The organism is Ferrovibrio terrae (assembly GCF_943372915.1).
Lineage (GTDB): Bacteria > Pseudomonadota > Alphaproteobacteria > Ferrovibrionales > Ferrovibrionaceae > Ferrovibrio > Ferrovibrio terrae_A.
Window position 1 is genome coordinate 168,596 of sequence record NZ_CALSAN010000002.1, and the last position, 20,722, is coordinate 189,317.

Annotated in this window: 28 protein-coding genes and 1 pseudogene; 7 read left to right on the forward strand and 22 right to left on the reverse strand. The window is 63.5% G+C overall.

Features of this window, described 5'->3' with window-relative positions; translation table 11 throughout:
- Position 1 precedes the first annotated feature (1 nt).
- The 22 genes and pseudogenes from AAG821_RS02290 to AAG821_RS02395 form a co-directional block, all read right to left on the reverse strand.
- Complete coding sequence (locus AAG821_RS02290; protein ID WP_341916206.1) at positions 2-769, reverse strand: hypothetical protein; 768 nt, start codon at positions 767-769, stop codon at positions 2-4.
- On the reverse strand, positions 769-2,742 hold the full coding sequence (locus AAG821_RS02295) for a hypothetical protein (RefSeq protein WP_341909674.1): 1,974 nt from the start codon (positions 2,740-2,742) through the stop codon (positions 769-771). The genes AAG821_RS02290 and AAG821_RS02295 overlap by 1 nt, the downstream gene beginning before the upstream one ends.
- The gene (locus tag AAG821_RS02300; RefSeq protein WP_341909673.1) at positions 2,739-3,308 is read right to left on the reverse strand and encodes a hypothetical protein; all 570 of its coding nucleotides are present in this window, start codon (positions 3,306-3,308) and stop codon (positions 2,739-2,741) included. Before AAG821_RS02300 ends, AAG821_RS02295 begins: the two co-directional genes overlap by 4 nt.
- 4 nt (positions 3,309-3,312) lie before the next feature.
- Positions 3,313-3,486 carry a hypothetical protein gene (locus AAG821_RS02305; protein WP_341909671.1) on the reverse strand — a complete coding sequence of 58 codons (174 nt, stop codon included), beginning with the start codon at positions 3,484-3,486 and terminating at the stop codon, positions 3,313-3,315.
- A 77-nt stretch (positions 3,487-3,563) separates the two neighbouring features.
- The gene (locus AAG821_RS02310) at positions 3,564-3,833 is read right to left on the reverse strand and encodes a hypothetical protein (RefSeq protein ID WP_341909669.1); all 270 of its coding nucleotides are present in this window, start codon (positions 3,831-3,833) and stop codon (positions 3,564-3,566) included.
- 59 nt (positions 3,834-3,892) lie between these two features.
- Positions 3,893-4,723, reverse strand: coding sequence for a phage capsid protein (locus AAG821_RS02315; RefSeq protein ID WP_341909666.1), 831 nt, complete (start codon positions 4,721-4,723; stop codon positions 3,893-3,895).
- A gap of 232 nt (positions 4,724-4,955) precedes the next feature.
- Positions 4,956-5,921 carry a hypothetical protein gene (locus AAG821_RS02320; RefSeq protein ID WP_341909664.1) on the reverse strand — a complete coding sequence of 322 codons (966 nt, stop codon included), beginning with the start codon at positions 5,919-5,921 and terminating at the stop codon, positions 4,956-4,958.
- Between the two features lie 3 nt (positions 5,922-5,924).
- Positions 5,925-6,176 (reverse strand): hypothetical protein, encoded by a 252-nt coding sequence (locus AAG821_RS02325; RefSeq protein ID WP_341909663.1) that lies wholly within the window; start codon positions 6,174-6,176, stop codon positions 5,925-5,927.
- Positions 6,157-7,761 carry a portal protein gene (locus AAG821_RS02330; RefSeq protein WP_341909661.1) on the reverse strand — a complete coding sequence of 535 codons (1,605 nt, stop codon included), beginning with the start codon at positions 7,759-7,761 and terminating at the stop codon, positions 6,157-6,159. The genes AAG821_RS02325 and AAG821_RS02330 overlap by 20 nt, the downstream gene beginning before the upstream one ends.
- Before the next feature lie 2 nt (positions 7,762-7,763).
- Positions 7,764-7,964: a hypothetical protein gene (locus tag AAG821_RS02335; RefSeq protein ID WP_341909659.1), complete on the reverse strand. Its 201-nt coding sequence runs from the start codon at positions 7,962-7,964 to the stop codon at positions 7,764-7,766.
- Positions 7,961-8,389 (reverse strand): hypothetical protein, encoded by a 429-nt coding sequence (locus tag AAG821_RS02340; protein WP_341909657.1) that lies wholly within the window; start codon positions 8,387-8,389, stop codon positions 7,961-7,963. Before AAG821_RS02340 ends, AAG821_RS02335 begins: the two co-directional genes overlap by 4 nt.
- Positions 8,389-9,786, reverse strand: a complete 1,398-nt coding sequence (locus AAG821_RS02345; RefSeq protein WP_341909655.1) for a hypothetical protein — start codon at positions 9,784-9,786, stop codon at positions 8,389-8,391. The genes AAG821_RS02340 and AAG821_RS02345 overlap by 1 nt, the downstream gene beginning before the upstream one ends.
- A gap of 499 nt (positions 9,787-10,285) precedes the next feature.
- Positions 10,286-10,765 carry a hypothetical protein gene (locus AAG821_RS02350; protein ID WP_341909653.1) on the reverse strand — a complete coding sequence of 160 codons (480 nt, stop codon included), beginning with the start codon at positions 10,763-10,765 and terminating at the stop codon, positions 10,286-10,288.
- 2,319 nt (positions 10,766-13,084) lie between these two features.
- Positions 13,085-13,252, reverse strand: a pseudogene (locus tag AAG821_RS02355) (DNA translocase FtsK); the annotation flags it as partial.
- A 104-nt stretch (positions 13,253-13,356) separates the two neighbouring features.
- The gene (locus AAG821_RS02360) at positions 13,357-13,599 is read right to left on the reverse strand and encodes a hypothetical protein (protein ID WP_341909652.1); all 243 of its coding nucleotides are present in this window, start codon (positions 13,597-13,599) and stop codon (positions 13,357-13,359) included.
- A complete protein-coding gene (locus AAG821_RS02365; protein WP_341909650.1) occupies positions 13,596-14,072 on the reverse strand; it encodes a hypothetical protein in 477 nt (158 codons plus the stop codon). Before AAG821_RS02365 ends, AAG821_RS02360 begins: the two co-directional genes overlap by 4 nt.
- A gap of 163 nt (positions 14,073-14,235) precedes the next feature.
- Positions 14,236-15,354, reverse strand: coding sequence for a toprim domain-containing protein (locus AAG821_RS02370; protein WP_341909648.1), 1,119 nt, complete (start codon positions 15,352-15,354; stop codon positions 14,236-14,238).
- Positions 15,355-15,495 carry a hypothetical protein gene (locus AAG821_RS02375; protein ID WP_341909645.1) on the reverse strand — a complete coding sequence of 47 codons (141 nt, stop codon included), beginning with the start codon at positions 15,493-15,495 and terminating at the stop codon, positions 15,355-15,357.
- A complete protein-coding gene (locus AAG821_RS02380) occupies positions 15,483-16,013 on the reverse strand; it encodes a hypothetical protein (protein WP_341909643.1) in 531 nt (176 codons plus the stop codon). The genes AAG821_RS02375 and AAG821_RS02380 overlap by 13 nt, the downstream gene beginning before the upstream one ends.
- Positions 16,010-16,396, reverse strand: a complete 387-nt coding sequence (locus tag AAG821_RS02385; RefSeq protein WP_341909640.1) for a hypothetical protein — start codon at positions 16,394-16,396, stop codon at positions 16,010-16,012. Before AAG821_RS02385 ends, AAG821_RS02380 begins: the two co-directional genes overlap by 4 nt.
- Positions 16,393-16,704 (reverse strand): hypothetical protein, encoded by a 312-nt coding sequence (locus tag AAG821_RS02390; RefSeq protein WP_341909638.1) that lies wholly within the window; start codon positions 16,702-16,704, stop codon positions 16,393-16,395. Before AAG821_RS02390 ends, AAG821_RS02385 begins: the two co-directional genes overlap by 4 nt.
- Positions 16,697-17,053, reverse strand: coding sequence for a helix-turn-helix transcriptional regulator (locus AAG821_RS02395; RefSeq protein WP_341909636.1), 357 nt, complete (start codon positions 17,051-17,053; stop codon positions 16,697-16,699). Before AAG821_RS02395 ends, AAG821_RS02390 begins: the two co-directional genes overlap by 8 nt.
- Positions 17,054-17,220: 167 nt before the next feature.
- On the opposite strand from AAG821_RS02395, the gene AAG821_RS02400 reads away from it, so the two are divergent.
- From AAG821_RS02400 to AAG821_RS02430, 7 genes are all read left to right on the forward strand, one after another.
- On the forward strand, positions 17,221-17,847 hold the full coding sequence (locus tag AAG821_RS02400) for a helix-turn-helix transcriptional regulator (protein ID WP_341909635.1): 627 nt from the start codon (positions 17,221-17,223) through the stop codon (positions 17,845-17,847).
- Positions 17,848-18,432: 585 nt separating this feature from the next.
- Entirely contained in the window at positions 18,433-18,894 is a 462-nt protein-coding gene (locus AAG821_RS02405) for a helix-turn-helix transcriptional regulator (RefSeq protein WP_341909633.1), read from the forward strand.
- On the forward strand, positions 18,891-19,175 hold the full coding sequence (locus AAG821_RS02410) for a hypothetical protein (protein WP_341909631.1): 285 nt from the start codon (positions 18,891-18,893) through the stop codon (positions 19,173-19,175). Before AAG821_RS02405 ends, AAG821_RS02410 begins: the two co-directional genes overlap by 4 nt.
- Positions 19,172-19,786 (forward strand): hypothetical protein, encoded by a 615-nt coding sequence (locus AAG821_RS02415; protein ID WP_341909629.1) that lies wholly within the window; start codon positions 19,172-19,174, stop codon positions 19,784-19,786. Before AAG821_RS02410 ends, AAG821_RS02415 begins: the two co-directional genes overlap by 4 nt.
- Positions 19,776-19,964: a hypothetical protein gene (locus tag AAG821_RS02420; RefSeq protein ID WP_341909627.1), complete on the forward strand. Its 189-nt coding sequence runs from the start codon at positions 19,776-19,778 to the stop codon at positions 19,962-19,964. The genes AAG821_RS02415 and AAG821_RS02420 overlap by 11 nt, the downstream gene beginning before the upstream one ends.
- Positions 19,951-20,400, forward strand: coding sequence for a hypothetical protein (locus AAG821_RS02425; RefSeq protein WP_341909625.1), 450 nt, complete (start codon positions 19,951-19,953; stop codon positions 20,398-20,400). The genes AAG821_RS02420 and AAG821_RS02425 overlap by 14 nt, the downstream gene beginning before the upstream one ends.
- Positions 20,397-20,720 carry a hypothetical protein gene (locus tag AAG821_RS02430; RefSeq protein WP_341909623.1) on the forward strand — a complete coding sequence of 108 codons (324 nt, stop codon included), beginning with the start codon at positions 20,397-20,399 and terminating at the stop codon, positions 20,718-20,720. Before AAG821_RS02425 ends, AAG821_RS02430 begins: the two co-directional genes overlap by 4 nt.
- Positions 20,721-20,722: the final 2 nt, after the last annotated feature.

The following is a 20,722-nucleotide window of genomic DNA, read 5'->3' on the forward strand; positions in this document are numbered from 1 at the left end:
ATCACGCCCGCAACACGTCAGCCACGTCGCCGCCGAAACTCAGCAGGCCACCCGCGCCACTCGCCAGGCGCTTGCGTCGCGCGCCCAGCATGGTCAGGAAACCCGCTTCCCGATCGGCGCGCGCGCGCGCGGCAAAGCTGGTGGCGCTGCGATCCGCCGCCGTCACCGCCGCTTCACTCAAGGCCAGCGCAGATCCCGAGCCACCATCCACGCCCTCGGCCGCTGCCGTTGCATTCTGCTGCGCCAGCAGGGCGCGCAGTTCCAGCTGGCTATCGCGTTCGGCCTCAGCCACCACGCGGGCATCCTCGGCCGATTTCAGCTGCTGCTGCCCCTCGATCGCCCGCGCCTGCGCCGCCCCATTCATAACCGACGCGCCGGATCCCACGGCACTCAGCCCGAGCCCGGCCACTTCCTTGCCGGTCAGGCCCGTCGCGGCCAGGAATGACGACCACAGGCCGGGACTGGCGGCAGCGGCCGGCGCACCCACGGCGGCAGCCGATGCCGCAGTGGATGCCGCCGCACCGGCTAGCACATCACCGGCCGCGATCGCGCTTGTGGTGGCGGCCGTGGTTGCAGCCGCCGCGCCCGTGGTCAGCGCCGCCCCGGTGCCCGCAGCGGCAGCTGTTCCCGCTGCCGCTGCGCCGGCCCCGGCCGCGCCTGCTCCAGCCCCCGCTGCGGCGCCGGCACCAAGCAGGCCGAACCCGCCAGTCATAACGCCAAGGGCGGCCAGACCGGCGAGCGGCAACGCGATTGCAGCAACCTTGCCCATCAGCCCTTCACCTCGCAGGTCACGGAAAGAATGGTGGCCGGCAACGGCCGCGTGCCGGTGAAGCGCGTGCTGGCGCGGCGCTGATCGCGCGCGTTCGACCAGCCAAGGCGCCGGAAAGCATACTGCCCGGTGAACAGCGGCACCGGCTGATCCAGCAGCTGCGCGCCCATCTGCCGCAGATCCTGCCGCACACCATCCACGACCAGTTCGCCGGTGTTCAGCAGGTTCACGATCGTCTGCACAAGCCGATGGCTGGATCCGATCGCCGTGCCATCCTCCAGCTGCGCTTCCACCTGCATGGGCTCCACCGCCCATTCAAATCCAAGGCCCGCTTCCAGCACCGAAACGGCAACCGGCGTGGTGACTGCGCCACCATCCACCACCGCATCGCCCAGATCCCGGCCATCGCCGCGCAGCTGCACGGTCATGCCTTCCAGATCATCAAGGCCGCTCCACGCCGTCTGCGGCGTTTCAGCCGTCAGGGTTATGGTGCAATCGGTCATCTTGTCGGGGTTGAACCGCTCCAGAAACAGCGCGCCATCGCGCTCGACCAGCATATTCAGCGACCCGGCGCGCACCGAAACATCACGGTAATAACCCTGCGTCACAAACGGCACCCAGGCGGTGATGTTCTGCCGCCGCCGCGAATTCAGCACCGCCGCCGTGCCATCACCATTCACCACGACCAGGTACAGCGCCGTGTTTTTCTGGTTGCGTTTATGCACCACCATGCCCTGGACAGGCTCGCGGATCAGCTCCGACGACAACAGGCTGAGTTCATCGGGCACATAGCTGTCTTTGTTCGCATCGTTGTTGCTCAGCTGCAGTTCGTAAATCGCCTGCCGCGTGCCTTCCTCGACCGCGCCGACGAAAACCGGCGCCCCTTCCAGTTCCACCGGATCGATGGCAGCGCAGGGCATATCGCCCTGGCGTTCCGGGTAGAAGTCATCTGGCGTGATCGGCGAGGCCGAAGCCAGATAGGGGCCATCGGCCGTGAAAATGAAAAGGTTGCTGCTTTTGCTGAACAGCTTGCGGATGATCGGCAGGGCTTCACCGGTCAGCGTGGCCTCCACACTTTCATCGGCCAGCGCATCGGCGGTTTCCTTGAAGGAAAAATATTCATCGACTTCCGACCCGCGCACGGTGCTGGGCCGGGACTGCCAGCCGCCAGGATAGAAGCGGCCTTGATGAAACTGGCCCGTCATCGGCCAGCCGCGCCGGTTCGACCAGTAGGGCTCCGCCTTTGTGCCGGCCGTGTCCTTGTCGAAAGACCATGCGCCCGCCGCGATCGCTGACGTGTTCGCAAAAGGCGTGGTGATATTCAGCGTCACCTGCGTTGCCGACACCACCGACGCCACCGTGGCCACGCCGCCATTGCCGGCGATCGTCGCGCCCACATCAACGGCGCCGGCCAGAAACCAGTCGCCGCTGGTATTGGCCACAATGCCACTGCCGCTGACGGCTGCCGGCGTCAGGGAAACAGTGGCAAAGGTTTTCTTGTATTCGTATTCCGGCACATTGGTGAATTCCAGCAGATCCACCTGCCAGGCGGTATGCGATCCCTGCCGCGACAGGCGCCGCGGCTGAAACGCTTCATGCGAAATGATCATCACATCGCGGTCTTGCGTCAGATCCAGCGCCGCGATCTGCGCCGCCGTCCAGGGCATGCTGGTATTGGTGTAGACCAGCGCATCATTGTGGAAGATGTTGAAGCCGCCCGGCAGAAACGCGATATCGTAATTCTGCGTGGCGCTGAAAATGAACGCCTCCAGCTTGCGGCCGGATGGCGCAGCGCCGGGAAACCGGTAGATCCGATCGCTGCCCCAGCGGCGGGTTACGCCGCCCTTGGGCAGCACCAGCATATTGGTCAGATCCGCCGCGCCCTGATAATAGGCTTTCAGATCCGCACGGCCCCAAACATCGCTATCCAGCATGCCGCTGGTGAAGGCGCTTTGCGTGGTATGCACTTTCATCCGCGCACCGCAATCAGCGTGTCATCCACCATCACCTGCGGGGTGTTCTGCTGGCTATCCGCCAGGCGCGCACGGGCAAGCGACGAGTCCGCAATCTTGTTGAGCGATGCGGCGCGCACGGCATCTTCCGTGATCGGGATGCAGAAATCGGCCGCCAGCCGGTCTATCAGCGCGAGATCAAAGAACGGCGGCAGCAGGCTTTCATCCACCCGCGCCACATAGGTCAGCAGCGGTGCTTCCGCATCCGTCCAGATCTCGCGGTTGGAAAATATGCGATAGGGCGCGCGGCCATCGGCGCGGCCATCGCCCAGCGTGATCGCCCGCAGCATGCTGGCCGGCGACCGGTAGGCATAGCTGAAACCTTCCGGGGTTGCCTCCGGCAGCCGGTTCAACGCCGTCACCACGGTCAGGAACGACCACGGCATAACCGAGTAAAGGGCATCGCGGATCGGAGGATACAGCACCTTGGCGACACCGGCCGGAACGCCGCCTTGTTCCAGGCTGTCGATCGGCTTTTCGCCCAGCTTCACCAATGCCGCGGCGCAAAGCTGCGCGCCGCTCAACATGGGCTTAACCCTTCACCGGAACCGCGGCGCGGATAAAGGTGATGCTGCGATGCTTGAACCGCACCGCCTTGTCACCCACCGCCTGTTCCACCATGGGCTTGGGATCCGCCTTGGGCTTGGGCGCTTTCGGCGCAACCGGCTTGCTGGCGGGGGTGTTTTGCTTTTTCTTGCTGGCCATCGCATCACCTGCAGGGTTTTGGACACAGGCGGGCGGAGCCCGAAGGCCCCGCCCGTTGTCAGATCCGGAGATCCGGATTAGTCGGTATCGCTGCCGCCAAGGGCGACCGCATCGCCCACGTCCACAGTGCTGCCGTCATTCGACAGCACCACAACGAAGCCATGGGCAGGCGTGCCGCCCACGCCGGTATTGCACATGATGAAGTCGCCAACGCGCACTTGGCCGGCCACACCATTGAAATAACCAGCGGTATCCACCGTGGCGGCAGTGTCGCTGGTGGTGTAGTGCCACAGCGTGAAGCCGTTGGCATAACCGATAGCACTCAGGTTGTTTGCGTTCAGGGCCATTGCCTGTCTCCAGTTCTAAGAGAAACGAAGGGATCCGATCGGGCGGCTATGCCGTCCGATCAGCTTTCCAGGCAGCGCATGGAAACGACGCCAGTGGCATCGATCACGCAGGCGCCCTGCGACATGCGGTTATTGACGAAATGCGCGCTGCGGGTGTTTTCCCAGCTGATATCCGTCTTGACGCCCTTGCCGCTGGCCGTGCCCACGGCGGTCTTGTGCCACATATGGCAGCGGCGCTTGCTGCCAGACATGAGCGTGAGGCCGGTATGGCGCATCCACCAGACGCCGAGCCAGAAGCGCATATCGCCCGTTGCCTTGAACGGCAGATCATCGCCGACATAATCGGCATCGGCGAATTCCTGGATATTGTAGAGATCGGTCCACTGCTTTTCGCCGACCGCCGCAAACCGCTGGCCATCGTCGGGCACATCAGCGCCATTCAGCGCCTGGATCGCCGCCAGGGCCTTGGCCTTGGTCAGACCATCGCTGCCGTCGTTGCCGGCATAGTTCGTGGTGGCATCCAGCTTGAGGATGATGATTTCATCCTGCTTGCGGCCCAGCGCATTGGAACCGGTGCGCACCATGATCTGGCGTTCATCTTCCTGTTCCTGCAACTTCTCTTCATCGAGATCATCGATAAACTCGCCGGCATAGTGATCGGTCAGCACGCATTCAATCATGCTGTGATCAGGGTTCATCACCGGCACCAGGCCGTTGCGGCCCTTGGTGCCAGCCGTACCCTTGCCGACGCGGCGGAAGTTGGTGCTGCTGCCCTTCACGTTCGTGCGCGAACGGGTGGCGCTGATCAGCTTGGAGCCGACCCGCTGAAAATCAATATGAACGTCGCGTTCATACTGCTTGGTGAAGGCGGTGGAAATCGTGTTTGCCATGCTGGCAGTCCTCCGGTTGACAGTCGATCCTTTGCCCGGTTCACGCACCGTGCGGCGGGTTCGTACTGCCGGGGTCCATCACCCAGATCGGCCCGGAGGCTCCGCGCGCTGATAACGCCGAAGCAATGGATGATTGACGCTTCATCTTGCGGGCCAGCAGTTGCGCCGGTCTGGCCAGGATTGGCGGCGCATTCCCCCGCCTAACATGGCGGGGGTTAACAGCAGGCGACGGCTAGTCGTCGGGATACAGCCGCTTGTAACCCTCGCTCACCTTTTTCCGCGTGGCGGCATAGTCCTTGTGGTTGGGGTTCTGATAGGCGTCCGATTTCTGGATGGCCTCCAGTTCGGCTTCCGTCAGGATCTCGGCCGCGCCACCGCCGCCACCCGGCTTGGCCAGGCCCTTGCCCTTGGCGGCCTCGAACAGCGTAAACAGCGCCATGGTGCCATCGGCGGAGGCGCGCATCAGGCGCACCTCTTCCAGCGCACCCGCCTTGCCCTTGAACATCTGGTTCAGCCAGCCATCCAGCGCCTTGGTATTGGATGCCGCATTTTGGCCCCAGGCTTCCTCCAGCACCTTGTGATCATTCTGCAGGCGCTCGACTTCCTTGGCGGCACCCTCGCTTTCGCGCGCAATCTCGCGTTCGGCAAAGGCCGTGGTCAGTTCCTCAAAGGCGGCCTGGCTCATTACGCCCTTGTGTTTCGATATGATCTCCACCGCCTTCACGGCGAACGGATCTTCCGCCGCGATCTCGTATTTCTCGGCCAGGTCGCCCGCCAGCTTCACTTCATACTTGCCGGGCACCGCGCCCAGCCGCTGGCGCAGATCCGACTGGCTCTTGAGGATAGCGGCCACGTTCGGCCCGCCCTTGCCGTCATTGGCCTTGGGATCCCACAGGTTCACCGGTATGGCGATTTTCTGCCCGTCAGGCCCGGTGATGAAGCGTTCCTGTTTGTCGCCGCCCTTGCCGTCGCCGCCGCCCTGATCGCCACCACCATCGCCGGCACCGCCCTTGCCGTCGCCGCCGCCCTGATCGCCACCACCATCGCCGCCGCCGTCGCCGTCATCACCACCGCCACCCATCTGCAGCAGATCGGGGCCGTAGTGGCGCGCATGGCCGATGGCCACGGCCGGCCGCGCGGCAAACGGCAGGATCAGCGCCGGAGCGACTGACAGGCTGGCTGCGGAAGTCTTGAGCATCGCTTATGTCTCCTGAGTATCGGCGATGAAGGATCCGGGGGAACCCTCCATGCCGGCTTGAACAAGCCGCGCAATGCGGCGGAACAATCGGCGCTGACCTTCCAGATCGCGCAATTCAGCGTCACTGGCATCTGGCGGCAGTTCACGCATGATCGTGGTCTGCTGCAGATACGCCATCAAGGCCGGCCCCTGGCCATGACCAAGACAGGCAGCCGCCGCGGCGGCAACCTGATTTTCAGACTTGTCCGCCGCCACCAACGATCCTTTCGCCGGCAGCCTTGCCCGCGGCCTTGCCAGCTTCAACCACGGCCGGCGCCATGACAGCGGTGGCCTGCGCGCTCCGCTGCGCTTCATCCTGCCGCGCCTGCTCTGCCTTCAATTCATCTTCCGTGCGGATGAATTCGCCCGGCACGCCCTTGAAATCGTAATATCCGCGCAGCACCTGCATGCCCTTCACCAGCACCGCGTTTTCATTCGGGAACAGCGCCTGGCCATTGGCGAGTGCGCTTAGGGTGCGGTCTGCGTCCTCTTCATCCTGCTGCCGCACCATCGGCGACACCGGCCACACTTCCAGTTCGGCATCGCCGGCCTTGACTTCGCCAAGGAAGAAATCAGATCCCGCCATCGTCGGATCCGCCAGGATCTCGACACAGCGTTTCACGATCGGTTCGTGCGCCTCGGTCATCAGCTGCAGCGCCATTGGCGTTTCCACCTTGGCGTGGCGCTGTTCATCCACCATGACTTCATACCGCGTGCGCCGCGAACTCGGGCTGTTATCGGGTGGCAGCGGACCTTCAATGGTCAATTCGATCTTTTGCCGCAATTCACTCAGCACCAGCTGCGACACGTCAAACTGCCCCGGCGACTTCAAAGGCGTGAGGCCATTGGATCCCACCGCCTTGGGAATGATCGCACCCGGCACCAGCTTCACATTCGCCGGGTTCAGCACGCCATCATCATCAGCCTGCCAGATCCCCGTGACCGCGATGGCGGCATTTTTCAGCACCAGCTCCACCACCTTGTTGGCGGTCTTGATGTTTGGCAGCGCACGCAGCACCGGGCCAAAGCCCATTGACGTGCCGGGCGCCTTGGTCACGCGGAAGGCCGGCCGCGGATTGGTACCCGCTTCTGCCTTGTACAGCGGCTGATCTTCCTGCCCGCCGCTTTCATCGCCGGCATGCACGCAGATTTCCCAGCGCCCGGTTTGCAGGTTGCGCGTGCATGCCTCGATCACATCGACTTTCTCGGCCGGGCTCTTGTCCAGCAGATCCTTCCAGCGTTGCGGCAGATCGATACCCGGCCACATATGGTTCAGGCGTTCCACGCTTGTCTTGTGCCGCCGCCAGGTGTCATCCAGCATGCCTTCCGGCCCCTCGGCCACCACCAGTTCGGCGGACGGGATCACCTCGAAGCGCAGCGGATTGTTGATCGTGCCTTTGTGGATCGCCAGGCAGCCGATCGACACCAGCGCATCACCCAGCGCGGCGTGAACCTCCAGATGGAAATTCGACCGCATGATGGCTGCGTGGAATTTTTCGCGCACCGCTTTCAGCGCCGCCTTGGCCGCAGGATTGTTCTCAGCACCGGGGGCCGAAAAGTCCGTCCAGGTGCGGAAGGCGGGGAACAGCTTCTGGTGCAGATCCGCCTGGCGCCGGCTTACGGCATCCACGGCGGTTGCGTCAAAAACTTTGGCGTTGTCGGGTTGCTTGCTGCCCTCGGCCTGGTGCGCCACGTAATGCGCCGGCAAGGCATAATAGTGGCCATCCTTGATCTGCTGCAGCCACAGATCGGCATCCTTTTTGGCGTGTTCGTACCGCGACCGCCACGCCGCCTTGGCCATGATCAGCCCAGCGTGTTCTGCAGATCGGAAACGCCGGCCTCACCAAATGTGGTCAGCAGGCCGCGGCCAGAACTGCGGCCACGGCGGGCCTTCAGCTTGGCGTCGTTCTCACGTTTCAGCTTGTCCTTTTCGGCCTTGGCATCTGCCGCCGCCTTGTCTTGCGCCGATGTGTCAGGAGCCTTTGGACCGCCGCCGATGCTCATAATCCAGCCTCTTGCCGTTCTATGCCCGAGATCTCGCGGTATAGCGCCCAAGGCGTTAACACCAGGCGACGGGTCGGCAGGCCCAGCAGGTTGCGCACAAAACCCACGCAGGTGCGCCAGCCGAAACGGATCTGCCAATCCTCCGCTGGCACTGGCACCACCACCAGCCGCACGCGCTCCAGCACCTGGCCCAGCGCCAGATCATCCAGATAGCTATCGCTGGCCAGCTGGTGGATCCGCAGCCCCGTCATCGTCGGATCCAGCACGGTCAGCCCGCCACTCGGATGCTGCAGCACCACCATGCAATGCCGGAAGCCAGGCCGCATGGTGCGTTCAACCAGCCAGCGCAGCAGCACCCGCGCAGGCGTGCGCACCGCGATCGGCAACGGCTCCAGATCACAGAACACGATCACCGCGCGCAGCATCAGCGCACCTGAAAATCACTGGACGCGATGATAGGCCCGCCGCCATTGCGGCTGCCGGTTGCCGCTCGATCGGCCAGATCGCCGAAGCGGCTACCACCCAGCACGCCATATTCATCAGCTTCACAGACATGGCTCCATTTGTTTTTCACTGGCGCCAGCGCCCAGTCATCGCCGCTTTTCTCGAAGTGAAATTTGCCGGAGTAGCCCGCGCGCAACGTGCGCACGCTTGGATCAAACAGCGTGCCCGGCCGCCCGTCATCCAGCGGCGCAAGCGATGCGCGCAGGGCACCGCGCCGCTTAATCGGATCGTTGTTGTGATAGGCCGGCTGCAGATCCAGCTGCGTTTCCTTGGCCAGCTTCTGCAGCCAGTCCAGCTGGCCGCCTTTCTTGTCAGCGCCATACATCGTCGCCGGATCCGCGTAGCCCCGGATGCGCCGCCGCGGCCAGCCGGGGAAACGCTCCGCCAGCAAGCGGTTCAGGTTGCGGCCGAACCGCTCCGGCCCGGTGTTTTCATCATGCGGCGAGATCAGTTCCGCCAGGCACCACCATTGCCCATCCGGAAACATTTGGCGCACCGTCAGCGCAGGCGTGCCGCCACCGTCGATGCCGAGGATCAGGCCGAATTCACTCACCGGGATCAGCGAAGCGCGCGCCACCATCAAACCATCGTTGTATTCCGGATGCACCGGCTTGCCGCGCCGAGAGAAGGCGAACTTGTTGTTGATCAGCCGCTGAAGCTTGTCGGGCGCCGACTTCGCCCAGATCCTTGCCTGCCGCTGGTAGTGCGCCAGGCGCTGCGGCGTAATGTTTTCAGCCGCTGGATCCAGCCCGCCAGGCTGGACGAATAGGCCGAAATCATCGGGCTTCTCTTCAATGAAGCGCCGGAAGATCCAGTGATCGATTGATGGCGCGTTGAAGTCCAGCAGCACCGTGCCGAACACTTCGCCTTTAGGCCGCAGGTGCGGCGCCGGATAGCGGCCATCGCCCACGCGATTGATCGCCAGATCCAGAACATCTTCATCAAACAGATCCGCTTCATTCAGCCAAAGGATATTTCCTTCCCAGCCGCGCAGGATATCTTCCGCGCGGTTGTCGCCGATCGCCAGGAATTCGATCTCGATATCCACTTTGCCGATGCCGGGCACATCAAGCCGGATCTCACCCAGGATTGGCCCATCGCCCTTCAAATCGGATCCCGCCATCGTGGGCGGCAGCCATTGCTTGTAAGAGGGGATCAGCTTGGTCTTTGCCGAGGAATATGTTTTCGACAGGAACCCCGCCTTTAATCGCCGCACGCCATCAGGGCCGGGCCGCACGAACTGGCAGGCCGCGAAGATCACCGCCTGGAATGTTGAGATCGTCTTGCCGGATCCGGTTGGCCCCATCAGGGCCTTCACCGGCAGCTTGGAGCGGATATAGGCTTCCGACACCGGCCCGGCCGGCGTCATCGGGATCGTGGTGTTGTCGCTCATGGCCGCGCCCTCGGGATCCGCCACTCGATCACATCAGGCGGCAGATCCGGATCCTCCACAAACTCGATCCCGCCAAACGACAGCCGCCGATAAGCTGCGCAAGCATCGCGGCCGAACTGCGCGACGGCTGCCGCCTCGATCGCATCCCCGCGCCCCGGAGCGGCGTATTTTGAATGTTCGGCGCCCCCGGCCCCTGTGCGGCGTATTTCAGCGTTTCGGCTGCCGGGAGCCCCCGCCGAAACATCAGCGCATTTCCGAGGCACCCCCCCACCACAGGCACGGGCGGCCGTGGGGGCCCCCCCCTGCGCCTGGAGCCCGATGGCCGGCCGATCGAGATCCGCGCGATCCTGGCCAGCCTGGCGCGGCTGGGCCGCCTTCCAGCTGGCAGCTGCAGGCGAACCGGCTGATTTGGCATCAGTGGTTTTCATTGGTCTTTATCCCCGTTTTCCGCCAGAACATCAGTCACGTCCAAGTCCATGCCGTCCAAGCGGATGGCCACGCCATCGATAAGTGGTTGATTTTGTTGATCCTGTTTCGGCGGCGCGGATCCATCGCCCATGTTGAAAACCAGCGTGGTCCGGCCACCTTCCGACTTGATCGCCAGCGGCAGCTTCTGGTGCATGTACGGCAGGCCGGCCGTTGCCGCCTGGCGCCGCTCTTGCTCGGCCTCGGCCATCGAGATCCGCAGGCGCCGGGCTTTCTTGCGCGCCGGCTCGGCCCACATCTGGCCCAGGACTTCCAGCGGCAGGCCGAACATGCGGCCGATCGCATCCACCGTGCCATCGGTGCGCTTGTTGCCGCTGCCTTTCGGCCGGCCGCGCCCGCGCGGGCCGGCCGGCTGTTCTTCCGCGCCCTCGGGCGACGGCAGCAGCACCTGCTGCACCGGTTTGCCGTCATCGGCCATAGCGGCTGACCTCCATTATTTTATTCGACCGGTTTTGAGAGGATCGGCGCGGCATGCAGCCAGCGCATTGCATGGCCCGCGAAACGGGCGGCAGGGCCTGAAACGGGTGAAACGGCAGCGTTTCAGCCTGCGTTTCAGTTAAGTACCCGTAAGATAAGGTTAAAGACCTATCTGAAACGCTGAAACAGGTATAAAGCATGATCGCACACACATGCCCGCGCATACGCGCGCGCATGTAGGTATGCCGAAAGACCCGTTTCAGCGTTTCAGTGTCAGATTGTGCAGGAGTATCAGCGGCTTGTCTGAAACGCTGGCTGAAACGCTGCCGTTTCACCCGTTTCACCCGGACCCATAGGCACCGGTCAACGCTCGCGCGAAATCCTTGCATGAAACCATGGGTCGGGGTCAAGGGCCAAGTTCCCCCTGTCCGGAATGAGGAGCAGCCGCGCGCCCGACAGATCCAGCGTCAGCGCAATAGCCGGTGACGCGCGGCTGCCCGCTTTTTTGCTCGATCACATCAGGGAACATGATGTGCATGGGCACGATGATGGCCCGCTGCTGCATGCCGGCGAACCGCAGGCCGCCATTTGTCTCGGCACCCTGCAGGCGCAGCAGCGACTGGCGCCAGCCGCCCGTGGCGCCCGCGCGCGCCTGCCATGCGCTGCCGGCGAAGATCTCCGCCAGCCGCCTGTGCGTATTCGCCACCGCCAGGTAATCCACGTCACCGCGGCGGATGATCTTGAGCCCATAGCCCTGAATATCGCGCTGGATCTTGTCCTTGTATTCCGCGTCATCATTGCCCGTGATCGGCCGCCAGGTATCCACCAGCCACTGGCCGATCGTGCGTACCTGCCCGCGAAACAATTCTATGGCAGAGGTCAGGAGATGGGTCTGACACCGCTGTTCATCGGTCGCTATATCGTCGCGCTCCGCCAGCGATGCGGCATCGAGCCCGTCCAGCATGTCATCCAGTTCACTGGCTTCCGGCAGCGCACCGCCTTCCACCGTCAACTCGACCGCATCATTCAGCAGCAGATCCGCGCAGGCCAACAGCGTGCCATACTGATCAGCACCGCGCGCGCCGTGCCCGCGCTTCATCAGCGCATGCCGATAGCTTTCCAGCACCGGCACATAGCGCGGCCAGCCCAGCACCATGCGATGGCGCAGCGCAGATCCGATCAGGCCCAGCTGCGAGAAATCCGGCAGCGGCTGGCCGGCCGGCAGCGGCGCGAGATCCAGCACCGCAATGCGCGCCTGATCCTGCGGCAGCAGCGGGGGCACAATGATGCTGGAGAACAGGAAGCAGGATCTGGCGACGAATTCGGCGCCTTCATGGTCCGCGCCACCGCGCAGCACCAGGCCGCCAGAGGAAGCAAGGCGGGCGAACTTCACCACCGCATTGATGCGCCGGTTATCTTCCTCGGCCTCGATTTCATCGAAGGCCACCGGCAGCGTGCTTTGTCCGATCTTCTGCCACAGGCCAGCTGCAGAAGCATCCGTTGTGCGCACCAGCGCACCGCGGCCGAACAGCAGATCCAGCAGCTTCTGCAGCATGGATTTTCCGGTGCCGGCACCACCCGTGATCCACATGCTGGGGCGCCAGGCCAGTGCGCCGCCAATCAGCGCCGCGCCGATCCAGCCCAGGATCAACCGCGGATCCACGCCCGGCCGCTTCCAGGCCCATGATTTCAGGATCTCATACAGCTTATCGGCTTCCGCCTTGCCCGTGCCCATCGCACTCGGGCTGCCGATCGGCTCGGATGCCGGATAGACGTGATAGCCATAAGGCCCCGGCTTGTGTTCCTGCCGGGTCGGGGGATCGACCTTGCCTTTCTCCGGCTGGTGAAACACCAGCACCTTGTCACCGCAATGCAGGATCAGTTCGCCATCGTCGCCAAGCCAGGCACCAGCACCGCGGCGCCGCTCCAGCAGCGAGAACACGCCCTTGCGCGAGCAGCTGGCGATCAGCTTGGATGCGATCTTCTCCGCCTGGAAGCCGGTTATGTTTCCTTCCTTGTTCAGCCGCGGCGCATTGCGATAGAGCCAGATCTGGCTGGATCCGAACAGCGCCTCCAGATCCAGCCGGCCATGCTCGCGCGCTTTCAGCACGCGCATCTGGCCGATCGCATCAAGGTAATAGAACTTGCCATCCTTGGTGCCCAGCGGCACCACCGGGCAGTCAGCCGGCAGCCGGTCCTTGCGGCCTTCACGCGGCGGATCATCGCTGCCACCGGATCCCTGATCGCCTGGCGGATCGCGCTCGGCTTCCTCGGCTTCCTCGATCGGCGCGGCGCGGCTGCGATCTTCATCCTGCGCCGGCAGCACATCACGCTTGCCCACATGATTGGCCGGGCCAACCACCTTCACCTGTTCCAGATATTCCATGATCCGCGCGGCGCGATTGTAGCCAATCTGCAGGTTGCGCTGGATGAAGGAGACAGACGCCTTGCCCTCGCGCCGCACCAGGGCAATGGCCTGTTCGATCAGCTGATCCGCCTGATCGCTTTCACGCTGCGGCTCGACCCGCTGGCGATTGCCCAGCGCCACGGAGATTGCGGCGAGATCCGGGCCATTGCCTTGCTGCTGTTCAGTCACGCCGCCACCCCTTGATCCTGATTTTGATTGAGTCGCCACACTTCCTGCCGCTCGCGCTCGATCGGCACGCCACGCCGTTTCAGGCGCCGCAGCGCAACGCGCACCGCATCCGGTGCGTCATCGGGTCCACCATCGGGATCCTCGCCCCAGACGGCTTCAATCAGTTCCTTGAGGGTTGCCGCGCGGCCAGTCTGCAGGCGGGCAAGCAGAGCGCGCTGGGTTTCGCCGAGTTGCTTCATGCGGCTTGCCTTGATACCTGCACGGATCTGGCCATATCGATCAGCAGATCCCGAAATTCGGCTGGCGTCGCTAAACGCTGCTTTTTTGAGAGCAGCTGGCACGCACCGGTTTTAATCGCGCGCGCTTTCGCTGTTGCACGCTCTTCGCTGGAGGAATAGCCATCCTCAAATTTTACGAAGTCACCAGGCGCGCGTCCCCATTTCAGCACTGGCGGATCGATGCCAAAAGCATAGAGCCATGTCGCCTTTCGAGCGGCATGGCCGTAATAACCTTGCTCAACCCGGCACGTCCAACCGCCGAGCCAGTCGGCTCGCACCCATCCACCGCCGCGCGGAGGTGCGCATAACTGAAACCAGTCCCATGCCGCGCTATCGGCCGGATGCTCTAGCACGCCACCCCAGATCCGAACCGCGTGAAGTGCGGTGGCAAAGCAGCCGCCATCATTGCCTTTGATCAGGCGCGGGCTAGTCAATGGCGCCCCCCCCAATAGCGACCCCACCGTTCGCAGGGCGGATGCGCCACAACAGGATGGGGACCTGCGTACATGCGAGCATCGCGCGTTCGATCCCACGGTTCGATGCCAGGCTGATCGAAATAGCAGCCGCCTGTCTCAACAAAGAGTGCAGCCACCTGTTTCATTCCCCCACCATCGGTTTGTTGCAGAGCCAGTCGTTCCAGTCCTTGAAGCGCGGATCCGGGCGCACGACTTCGACCAGCATGTGATCGCGCTTCAGTTCCTGCGCCGCCTTGTCCAGGCCGATCCGCGCCGGATGCCGTTCGCCACGCGCAGCCCGCGCCGGGTCGGGGTGCAGCTCGGGATCGTTCTGCGCACACAGCACCACATGCTGAAATCGCTGCGGCAGCTGCAGCGACGACATGGCGCCGACCGAAACACCGCTGATGATCCGCCAGTCGGGATGCGCCATCGCGATCGTCATGGCTTCTTCGATGCCTTCCGCGATCGCCAGCACGTCATCCAGCGGCGCATCGGTGAAGCGCTTGCCGCTCTTGCCGCGCCACAGATGGATCGAGGATCCGCCATAGGCGCCCAGACACAGCTTGGCTTCCTTGCCCAGCACCGCCGCCTTGGTCACGCGGCCATCGTCGTGGATCTGCAGGAAGGTGCGATGGATCGCCCGCACCGTGCCGGTGGCATCCACCATCACGGCCACCATGGCCGGGAAATGCTGTTGCACCAGGCCGTGATAAACCTTGGCGTGATAGCGCAGCGATCGCGGCCAGCGGCCCAGCCGCGCAATATCGATGCCGCGCCCCGCCAGATAGGCCGCAGCTGGCGTGCCCTCGATCGGCTGGCCACTCAGCCAGATCGCATGCGCGCGCTTGCGCGTGGCCTCGCTTTCCTCGATCGCATCGCGTTTTTCCGCGTCAATCTCCGCCTGGCTTTTCACCCGTCGCTGGATCTGCGGCGCACCACGGCCGGGATTTTCGAGCCCCAGATGCTGCAGCACCCACTGATAGGTTTTTTTCTTGTCGCCGTTGAACAGAACCTGCGCAATGAGATCGTACACATCGCCGGTTTCACCCGTGGCGCCATCCATCCACAGTCCGGCGCGCGGCCCGCTGAGATGCACCGCCATGCTGTTGCCGGCTTCCCCCGCCAGCGATCCGCATTTCCATTCCTGGCCGCGCTTCACGCCGCCCGGCAGCAGTTCCATGCACAGATCCAGCGTGCGCAGCTTGAGCATGCCGATCAGTTCGGCGATCTCGTAACGGCGCGGCGCCACAGGCGACATTCAGTTGCCCCCCATCAGCAGCAGCGACGGCGCCAGGCGCGACACCAGACCAAGCAGCAGCACCACGACAGGTGCACCAAACAGCGCGACCAGCACGCCGATCAGGATGGCATGATGCCGGCGACCTTTTACGATCCCCATGCGTCACCTATCAGGATGGCTTCCGAGACTTCTAGCGGGCCATCGGCCTGCAGATTGGTATAGGGATTGCCGGATGCAGGGTTCGGATCAAACAGCGCATGGCCCTGCGCCACGATCCAGTGGCCACCGCCCGGTATCTTGCGCGAGGCAACGCCAAGGATGGCCACGCCGCCATCGTCCAGATGATCTTCAATGCGCCGCAGCGATTGCAGCACAGGCATCTGATCGGCTACGCGGTCATACCACGAACGCGGATCCTTCACGCAGGGCGGAATGATATGCAGCGCCAGGATGCCACGATCCCACAACACCGCCATGATTTCACATGCGGCCACGCCCACCGTGCAGTCATCGCCAGCAATCGGCTCGCTATCTTGCAGTTCTCCGACTGTGCGCAGCAGCTGGTGCTGCTGCGCGATCACCGATGATCGCAGGCCCAGCACCATGGCGAGGCAGGCCGCGCCGCAATCGTGATTGCCGGTTTGCTCGACCAGCTGGATCCGATCCGGCACCGTCACGACAGCACCTTGACGGCAGCGGGATCCTGCAGGCGATCGGCCGCCGCATAGGCTTCCATGATCCCCACCCGCGCCGATGCCTCCAGCTGCGCCGCACGATCCAGCAGCCGATCGGCCAGCGATCCCGGCAGGCCGATCCGGTGGCGCAGATCATCCGCGCAGGCATGGCTGCGCAGCAGCAGCGACAGCGCGACACACAGCGATTGCAGCGTGCCTTCACGCTCGGATCCGACCTTGTTGGCCGTCACGAAGATTTCGCGCGCGATGCCCTGCCGGTCAAAGCCGATCGAGAACAGGCAGGGCTGGCCATCCAGCTCGATCGCATGCGTGATCGACAGGCGCCGACCGGGAAGCACATGGCCGGGCAGATGGCGATCAGTCATGGCCGCACCCGCTGCGGCCACATTTCACTGAGGCGATCTGCCAAGCGGCGCTCAAACCGCCGATAGATTAGCCACCACTCAGCGGGTGCCGACAGCAGGAACTCCGTCAGATCTTCACCAGGCGCAACACCAGCCGGAGGCACCAACGTCAATTGTTCGATCGCTACCAGCGCGGCATCGCTACCGGTTCGAGCCAAATATTGGCGCTTCAGATCCAACCGAACTTCCGGCCAGGCGGCTTGCACCAGCTGGTTGGCTCGACGGTTCAGCGCAGAAGTTTCCTCGCGGCTCAGTTCGCGATCAGTCATGGCCGCCCTCGGAAAAAGCGGCCGGCGCCCCAGAGGTTGACACACCGGCCGGAGTTTCACGCAGGGAGGAAATAACCGGCTGCGAGCCGGCCACCGCCGCAGCGATCGACGCCACGGAGATCTCATCAAGGAACAGATTGGGATCGATACCGCACGCTCGCTTCAGCTGACCCAGCGCGCATGCAGTCGGCAGCCGCTGCGCCAATTCGTACCGCCCCCATGCCGTCTGACTGATCTGGGCACGCCGCGCTGCCTCATCCTGGCTGATCCCTACCGGGCCAGTGTCCATCTTGGGGTTTTTGGGCTGCCTTTTCCGCCAATCCAGCATCGCCAGTGCACCACGGTTCATCGTTTAACCCCGTTTGGAGGCAACATCTGGGGGGTTCGAACGATAAACCCCCTACATTTCGTGGCTTGGGCTTAACCCCTCTCGGGGGTTATTGTCAAGCCATGCTGTCGCAAAGCGAACCTAAGGGCTGTTTGAACCTTACCCCGTTAGGGGTGAGGTTGACCGGCATGGACATTGAGAGCCGCGCGACGCATTTCCTTCGCCACTGGCGGACAGCAAAAAAACTCAGCCAAGCAGCCCTGGCCGAACTCGCCGGCACCGTTCAGCAGCACATCGCAAAGCTTGAGAACGGAGAACGGGACTTGGTCCCACAGCAGGCAAGGCGCCTGGCTTCTGCGCTGGGCATCAATATGCGCCAGCTGTATTTCGGCCCTGATGAACCCAACGACGAAGAATTCGCATTGATCCAGAAACTGCGGATGCTCCCTGAGAGCAGGCGGCGCGCGGTTTTAGAGGTTGTCGGCGGAATGGATCTTTCCCTGCCCGTATCGCCACAAGCCGCGATCCCTGCTGCGCTGGCGCAGGCTGCTGACGAAATGGGAAAGCCGATCGCCAACTTCGATCGGGCTAGGTGGGAAGAACTCCAGCGCTTCACATCGAACGAACTTGCCCAGATCCGCGAGATCCAGCAGCCCAGCGATCAGCGCCTGGACGAGATCGTGGCCACGGTCTACCTGCTGGATATGAAGAACGCCGAAATGGGCCACCGCCCGGATTTCTCTCAGCTGCAGCTATTCGTCCGCGGCCAAGCCAAGAGCCTGCGCGCGGAGCGCCGCCGCCGCCCTCAGGCGTAAGCACTACCCGCCCCGCGCGTTACCCCGGCATAAATTTCCCGTTGACAGGCGCCTGCCCGACAGGGTTGCATACTAATGCTCTTGCTGCATCCGGTGTTATGCACCAGAGGCGGCGGGGGCAGCCTGATTACCCCTCAGGCATGCCACGGGCTGGAACCCGCCAGGCAAACCGATGATCAACGATTTGCCTGCCCACCGGCGCGAGCGCGCGCATGGGCAGGATGGGGGGTTTTGGGCGTGTCGAACAGGTTTAGCCGTGATAACCCGGCACACAATTTTGTAAGGGATGACGCCCGCTTAGCGGGTCTATGGTCTCGACTAGCCTCACAGATTGCTGCCTTGTGGCCGACTGACGATGGCAGCGGGCAAAGCGCACCGTTGCCACAGCCCTCACGCGATCAAATTGCAATGGCAATCATTCCGGCCTGCGCACCGAGCTCCGAATACCAGAGCCAGAGCAGTTCGGATGAAAACCCCTCGCCTTAAGGGCAGAGGTTTCACATGAAACAGCTGATTGGGGTTGACGACTAACCCCTTTCGGCTGTAATGCTCGCCTCGGTTCTAACCGAACGGAGGCTTGCCACCATGACAATCATTCCGGCCGCATCAGCCCCGGCCGCGCTTCCCGATCCCCGTGAAATTGACCGCCAGATCGGTGAACGATTGAAGCAGGAGCGTTTGCGCGCCGGCTTCACCCAGGCCGCAGCGGGCAACCGCATCGGCATCAGCTATCAGCAGATCCAGAAATACGAAACCGGGTCCAATCGCATCAGCGCCGGCCGCATCGTGCAGATGGCCACGCTGTTCGGCACCACGGCCGCGCGGATCTTCGAGAGCGCGACCGTGACCGGCGACGATCGCAGCAGCAATTTCGGCGCCATCCGCCTGCAGCATGCTTTCGCGCGGATCCAGGACCGCACCGTGCGCAACCAGCTGGTGGCGCTGGTGGAGACTGTGGCCGGATCCCAGCCGCAGATCCGGAGCGCCGCGCCGATCGTGCTGGATCTGGCGCATCTGAAACCGCTGCCCGGATCGGAAGCGGCATGACCACGCGCATGCTCTACAGGCGCCGGCCGGCCGCGCCCGCACTGCCGCCAAAGAAACCGCCGACCATGACAGACCTTGCCGTGATCGGCGCGCGCCGCCTGGCCAAACGAGCCCGCGACAATGAACGCACCGCCATCCAGCTTGGCGATGCTGCCGAGGCCGCCGATTACAACGAGGTGGCGGCGGATCTGGAGAAGAAGGCCGACGCACTCGAAGCCGGCACGCTGACCTTTGACTACGAAACGCACAAGCATCTGGTGACAGAGGGAAGGAAGCCATGAGCAGCAAAGACAGACAGCCCTATTATGCCGATGGCAGAGCGGTTTTTGTCGCACCCAAGACCAACCCGACCACCGGGGCCATTTCCATGGGCTTCTGCGTCTGCGAAGCCGACACACCCGAGAACGCCGCCGAGATTGCAAACCGCCTTTGCGATGCTGATCGATATCGCTATCTGCGGAGCCGCGATCTAAACACGATCGACCAGGGCGGCATCTTCGCCGGCACGGTACCGGACAACACGGTGATGAACGGCCGCGATCTGGATGCCGCGATCGACGCAGCTATGGTTCCCGGCAAAGCCGGGCGGCTGACCAGTGGCCTACTGGACGAACGCCAGCTGTTGCTGGCCGAGGCCGAAGCCAGCCTGCTATCGGCCCGCGATGATCTGCGCACTGTCGCCGGGCTCGATCGCTTCATCAATTCCGGCGAGGCCATCGATCAGGGCGACGCCGACACACTGGAAGCGATCGCCAACGAGATCGAAGAACAGGCCGGCGACGTTCACCAGATCCTGCACCATTCCTGCCAGGCCGCCACCGATACCGGTTCCGCGATCGGAACCGGACTCAGCAGCGAAGCCGTCAAAGGGAGCGCCCCCCATGTCAAGTGACCGCAACACGACGACGACACGCGACGGCGAAGTGGTGCAGGTGATCTGCCGGATCCCCGGCCGCGCCACGCTGGTGAAAAGCGCCGAGGGTGGCACGCGCTGGGTGAAGCCGGCTTTTGCCCGCATGACGCCGGCCGAGCGTGAACAGGTGATGGATGGCGGCGATGCTCACCACTGAGCAATACGAACGCCTATATCAAGTGCTGCTCGCCGCCGATTACGGCAACCGAGATCTGGACGCCGACATGATCGAGGCCCTTGGCAGCAGCGTTAAGCGCGCGCAGGACAAGGGCTATTGCTGGCGCTACCTCGATCACCATTACGGCCGCAATGTCTGGTGCGCCCTGCCGCGCATCAGCACGGATATGGCCGCCGCCATGCGTTGGTCAAACGCGATGATCGGATCCGACTGGCGAATGGTGATCTGGTCGCCAGCACCACGCAATCTCCTGCTGGATGCCCCGGTGATGCACCGCCATGCAGCAGCGATCACACCAGCCGCCACCGACATGGACATGAAAATCTATGCCCTGTCGGCCGCAACGCCGGCACTCGCTATCTGTCGCAGCCTCATCCGCCACGTCTGGAGCCATCAGGGAGCCAAGGCAGCATGAACCGCCACACCCGCCGCGCACACGCAGCAATCAAGGCCCAGCGCGAGGCCATGCCAAACACCGGCCTGCATTACATTCAGCGCCGCATGCCCAACGGGATCGTGCAGGACTGCGAGGTGAAGGATCTGCTGCAGGGCGATGTGTACCGGGAAATGGAACCCGGCATGGCCGGCCCGTGGAAGCTGGCACTGGCCAATGCCGAACGCCTGCCTAGCAAGGAGTTTCCCGGCCGGCATTACTGGCAGGTGAAGTCCCGCCTGGCGCTGAAAGTGGAGATCCCGACAGCCGACGAGATCGCCGGCATCACAAAAACGCTCTGAGG